This is a genomic window from Streptomyces sp. NPDC054841, from assembly GCF_053611045.1.
Genome location: NZ_JBSGZO010000601.1, coordinates 1 through 4,549, shown reverse-complemented (window position 1 = coordinate 4,549; position 4,549 = coordinate 1). Strand labels below are relative to the sequence as shown.

General features: G+C 70.3%; 7 protein-coding genes. 2 read left to right on the top strand and 5 right to left on the bottom strand.

Translation table 11 applies throughout. The features are described 5' to 3' along the window. Positions 1–307: 307 nt before the first annotated feature. The 4 genes from ACWGI8_RS40195 to ACWGI8_RS40180 form a co-directional block, all read right to left on the bottom strand. On the bottom strand, positions 308–745 hold the full coding sequence (locus ACWGI8_RS40195; protein ID WP_453668395.1) for a protein-tyrosine phosphatase family protein: 438 nt from the start codon (positions 743–745) through the stop codon (positions 308–310). A 289-nt stretch (positions 746–1,034) separates the two neighbouring features. After that, positions 1,035–1,745 carry a hypothetical protein gene (locus tag ACWGI8_RS40190; protein WP_453668394.1) on the bottom strand — a complete coding sequence of 237 codons (711 nt, stop codon included), beginning with the start codon at positions 1,743–1,745 and terminating at the stop codon, positions 1,035–1,037. 7 nt (positions 1,746–1,752) lie between these two features. After that, the gene (locus ACWGI8_RS40185) at positions 1,753–2,364 is read right to left on the bottom strand and encodes an RNA polymerase sigma factor (RefSeq protein ID WP_453668393.1); all 612 of its coding nucleotides are present in this window, start codon (positions 2,362–2,364) and stop codon (positions 1,753–1,755) included. Continuing rightward, entirely contained in the window at positions 2,361–2,597 is a 237-nt protein-coding gene (locus ACWGI8_RS40180; RefSeq protein ID WP_453668392.1) for a hypothetical protein, read from the bottom strand. Before ACWGI8_RS40180 ends, ACWGI8_RS40185 begins: the two co-directional genes overlap by 4 nt. A gap of 403 nt (positions 2,598–3,000) precedes the next feature. Here ACWGI8_RS40180 and ACWGI8_RS40175 point away from each other — a divergent pair, with 403 nt between their 5' ends. Next, on the top strand, positions 3,001–3,327 hold the full coding sequence (locus tag ACWGI8_RS40175; RefSeq protein WP_453668391.1) for a hypothetical protein: 327 nt from the start codon (positions 3,001–3,003) through the stop codon (positions 3,325–3,327). 84 nt (positions 3,328–3,411) lie between these two features. Then, positions 3,412–3,672, top strand: coding sequence for a DUF2277 domain-containing protein (locus tag ACWGI8_RS40170; protein WP_453668390.1), 261 nt, complete (start codon positions 3,412–3,414; stop codon positions 3,670–3,672). On the opposite strand, the gene ACWGI8_RS40165 is transcribed toward ACWGI8_RS40170, so the two are convergent. Then, positions 3,641–4,285, bottom strand: coding sequence for a DedA family protein (locus tag ACWGI8_RS40165; protein ID WP_453668389.1), 645 nt, complete (start codon positions 4,283–4,285; stop codon positions 3,641–3,643). The genes ACWGI8_RS40170 and ACWGI8_RS40165 overlap by 32 nt on opposite strands. Positions 4,286–4,549: the final 264 nt, after the last annotated feature.

Sequence of the window (4,549 nt, the reverse complement as noted above, 5' to 3'; positions counted from 1 at the left end):
CTTCGACATACACACGCACATGAGCGACCTACGAGACGGGCTCCCTTCGTCGGCATTACCCGAATCAGGTAGTGGGGGTCGCCGTCCGGTCCGGTCCTGCGACCTTTCAGCCTCTCAGCCCGACCGTCGACGTCGGCCACAGCGGAACCAAACCCTTCCGCCGAAGTCGGCTACTCCGGTTGAACTCCCTCGCTCATCCCGCAGGTCTTATTTATCAGAGTAACCCTCCAGGCGTCCGATAGCGACGCTTAAATACAATTTTCGACCGGTTTGCCGGTAAAGGATGCACGGGCCACGACGGGTGCGGCTACGGGACGGCCGGAAAGCGGCGAACGTACCGCCGCTGCCAAGGGGTCTCGACGGCACGCCGGTCGTAGTGGAGGCGTACGAAGGCCACCGCCTCGGCGGACGGGACGCCGTCGAGAACGGCGAGGCAGGCCAGGGCCGTGCCCGTGCGGCCTCGGCCGCCTCCGCAGGCGATCTCGACGCGGTCGGTGGCGGAGCGGGTCCAGGCGTCGTGCAGGACGGCTCGGGCGTGGGCGGGATCGCTGGGGAGACGGAAGTCCGGCCAGCGGAGCCAGCGGGATTCCCAGGAGAACTCAGGGGGCTGTCCGCCCAGCAGATGAAGGGCGTACGTGGGTGGGGGGCGGGGCGGGAGCGGGCGGCGCAGGGCGCGGCCCCGTACGAGCCGGCCGGAGGGCAGGCGGAGGACTCCGGGGGCCGTCGGGTGCCAGGGCTGGGTCACGGTCGCCAAGGTAGCCGAGACGGTGCGTGCACGGCCGGGGAAGCCCCCTGACGCCGACCCTTGATGCCTGATGCCTGATGCCTGATGCCTGATGCCTGATGCCTGATGCCTGATGCCTGATGCCTGACGCCTGACGCTCTGGCGCCTGCCGGTCACGGTCGGTAGCACCCTGAGCGTCACAGTCCGCGGCTGGTAGCGCCCGAGCGTCACACTCCGCGGCCCGTACCGACCGCGCTCGCGGTGGACCCACGACCCACCCGAGGGCCCCGTGGTCCGGGGCCCTCGGATGTCAGCGGGCAACCGTGACCAGGTCCTTCACCCGGCCCGCCAGCGCCGCGCTCGGGCGCGGGATGGTGCCGAAGTCGTCGAGTTCGTCGACGTCCAGGTGGTCGACGGTGTCCCTGACGGCGTCCTCGGGTACGAACGCGGCGTCTCCCGCCGCCTCGAAGCGCACCGTGATGCCGGAGGGCGGGGCGCCCGGGTCGACCGCCTCGTGGGGCACGGGTCTGAACTGGTCCTGGGTGCCCGTCTCCAGCACGGGAATCTGCGCCGCCCAGTGCTGGGCGTCCCGCAGTTCGCCCCGGCGCAGATGCAGCAGGTACAGACACAGCGCGCTCGTCGCGTTCCCCGCTCCGGCGGCGAACTGCCACCAGAACTGGGCGCCTTCCTCCGCGTCGGCCAGGTCCAGCAGGCAGGCGAAGGCGAGGGCCCCGCCCGGGTCGCGGTCGTCCTCGAAGCGGGCGATGTAGCCGGCGGCCTCGTCGTTCGTGATGACGTTCTGGGACAGCGACCACAGTCCGTCCCGGGCCTGCTGGTGGAGCGTCGCAGTGGGGCGGCCCCACGGGGAGGCGCCGCCCGTGAACATCTGCGTCCAGCGGGCCTCGGCGAGATCGTGCGCGAGTCGCCGGCGCGATGCCTCCAGTTGTTCCTTCGAGTAGTCGCCCTCGAAGACCCTGGCTCTGGAGAGGGCCTCCTCGACACCGAGCGGCCGGCGTGACATAGGGCTCTCACTCCTCATCGTCGATGTCCACTTCCATGTCCAGATCGAGTTCGGCCGCCAGTCGCCGCTTGGCGCTGCAGCGCAGCGTGCGCACCGTGGCCGGAGTGATGCCCATGACCGAGGCGGTGTGTTTCGTCGTGTAGCCCAGCGCATAGCGCAGGAGGACCACGTCGAACTGTCGCTCGGGAAGGTGGGTCATGGCGCGGTAGAGACCGATGCTGTGCTCGAGTTCGTCGACCTGTGCCCGGAAGTGTTCGCGGAAGGTGCCCATGACGGCATCCGTGGCGGCACGTATCGCACGGGCGAAGGCCAGCGTTTCGGGGCCTGCGGGCGGGCGGCCCGTCACTGTCAGTTCGGTGGCCACCCGCTCCTTGTGCAGGGCCCAGGCGTCGGCCTCGAAGCTGCCCTGACGGGTGAAGTGCTGCCAGTTGAAGGCCAGGTAGAGGAAGGTGCCGTGGACGAGTTCGTCAGCGGCGTCCCAGTCGCCCAGTTGGATGCGCGCGTACTCGAAGTACGGCTGGTGGTACTGGGTGTGGAACGCCCGGAAGGGCGGTGGCATGGAATTGACGAGTCCCTGCATCGCCCGCCTGTTCACATCCTTGGGCTGCCGGCCGCTCATGAGCGGCCTTCTTCGTCGGGCCCGTCGGCATCGGGGAGTGCCGGCGGGCAGGTGGGGTGGCGCTGTTCGATCAGGCTGGCGGCTCCGACACGTACACCCGCGCCGAGCAGGCGCCGCGTGAACGCCCGGACATCGGGCGCGTACGCTCTCGCGGCGGCCGCGATGGCCAGCACGAGGGCGGCTTCGTCGAACTTCACTTCGGTGCTGTCCTTACGTTCGCTGTCGGTCGGCACTCGGATCCCCGCTGCTTTCGCACGCCCCGGTGCCTGGAGCGTCATTGCTCGTGCGGACAGCAAAGCGGTTCCGCACCGCGAAACGTGGAGACGTCTGACAACGAATATCTGGCGGACAGCGACCAGGCGGTTACAGAAACTCGGTGCATACGTTTGCAGTTGAGGATCTCCGGTACCCGCCACCCCTGGTGTACTCGCGAGTCACGTCGGACTACCTGCGGCCCGTCCGGAGTGGCTGCGGAGTCATCACTCTTTGCGCAAACTCTGGGCAGCGGTCCGGGTGTTGGGGCATGTGACGGACGCCATATGTGGCATATGAACCTGGCATCCGCGTAAGTGGTATCCGTCACCGGGGCACGTCAGTGGGTCACCGTTGTCAGTCCGGGCCCGTAACCTTGTGACCATGTCCCCAACCCTTCGCGAGCTTGGTTCCGTACGGTCCGCTGCTGTGGTGAATGCGGAGATTCGCGCACTGTGGGCGCGGTCCGGGGCGCGGTTGTCCGCCGTGGACGAGGCCCGGTACCAGCAGCTGCTCGTGGAGTGGGCAGCGGCGGTCGGGGCGGAGGCGGACGCGAGGACGGACGCGGATGTGATCCTGGGTGCGGGTGTGACTGCGGGTGTAGCTGCGGGTGCGGGTGAGGCACCGGGTGTGGGCGCGGGTGCGAGTGTGAGTGCGGGTGTCGGTGCGGCTCCGGGCACCTCGGGCGCTGGGATCGCCGACGCCGCGTGACGCACTCACGGCGCGCGTGAGGCGTGCGTGGCGAACACACGCCGACCGGGGCGCGTTGTCGGTGGCGTGGCCCACACTGGAGACATGTGCCGCAGCATCAAGACTCTCCGACCGCCCGTCCTCCCCGAAGAAGCCACCGAGGAGGACATCAGGGCCGCAGCCCTGCAGTTCGTACGGAAGGTGTCCGGGTTCCGGGCGCCCGCCGCGCACAACCAGGAGGTGTTCGACCGGGCCGTGGACGAGATAGCGGAGTCGACCCGCAAGCTCCTCGACGGGCTGGAGGTGCGTGGCGGCGGGAGTGCGGCCAGGAAGGCTATGCCGGTTCCGGCGCCGGACGCCGCATGACGTAAGCCGCGAGGGACCCCGCGGCGAAGAGGGCGAGGACGGACACCGCCACGCCCACCCAAGTCGCACCGAGCCACTGGCCGCCGAAGTAGCCGAGGCCGACGCTGTAGCCCGCCCAGGCCACGCCCGCGAGAGCCGACCAGGGCAGGAACTCCCTCACCTTGCGGCGCGACGCGCCCGCGCCCAGGGAGACGACCGAGCGGCCCGCGGGGGCGAAGCGGGCGATGACGACCAGCATGCCGCCGCCACGGCTGAGGGCGGTGCCGAGACGTTGCTGCGCCCTGGTCAGCCGGCGGGAGCGCGCGATCGCCCGGTCCAGCCGGTCGCCGCCGCGCCAGGCCAGCCGGTAGGCGACGAGGTCGCCGAGCACGGACGCGGTCGTCGCGCAGAGCAGCAGCACCAGCAGTGAGGGCACCTCCTGGGGCACCTGGCCGGCGGCCTCGGCGACCGTCGTCGATCCCGCGGCCGTCGATCCGGCTGCGGCCGCCGTCGCGGCCGTGATCACCAGCACACCGCTGGGCAGCACGGGCACGAAGACGTCCAGGAGTACGGAGACGGCCACGACGGCATAGATCCACGGGCTGCCGGTCAGCGACCCCACACTCTCAAGCACCTGGACTCCCCCCTTGATGACAACGCCGCGACGTCGCAGGGGAGCGGCAGGGGCGGCATGACAGCCATACAGCGTACGCCCGCGCCCTGCGGAGAGATCGTCAGGGGTGGGCTGAAGTCGGGCGCGGTCGTACGGGGCAGCCTGCGGCGCGGAGGGACACCCCGGCGGGGCCTGGCCCCGCCCGCGAGGTGAGGGGAAACGTGGGTGGGCTCGGAGGGGGAAACGTGGGTGGGCCCGGAGGGGGAAACGCGGGTGGGCCCGGAG

Bases quoted from the DNA above. Each gene is read 5' to 3' on its own strand.
- ACWGI8_RS40175 (WP_453668391.1), top strand. From the start codon at position 3,001: ATGTCCCCAACCCTTCGCGAGCTTGGTTCCGTACGGTCCGCTGCTGTG.
- ACWGI8_RS40170 (WP_453668390.1), top strand. From the start codon at position 3,412: ATGTGCCGCAGCATCAAGACTCTCCGACCGCCCGTCCTCCCCGAAGAA.
- ACWGI8_RS40190 (WP_453668394.1), bottom strand. From the start codon at position 1,745: ATGTCACGCCGGCCGCTCGGTGTCGAGGAGGCCCTCTCCAGAGCCAGG.
- ACWGI8_RS40185 (WP_453668393.1), bottom strand. From the start codon at position 2,364: ATGAGCGGCCGGCAGCCCAAGGATGTGAACAGGCGGGCGATGCAGGGA.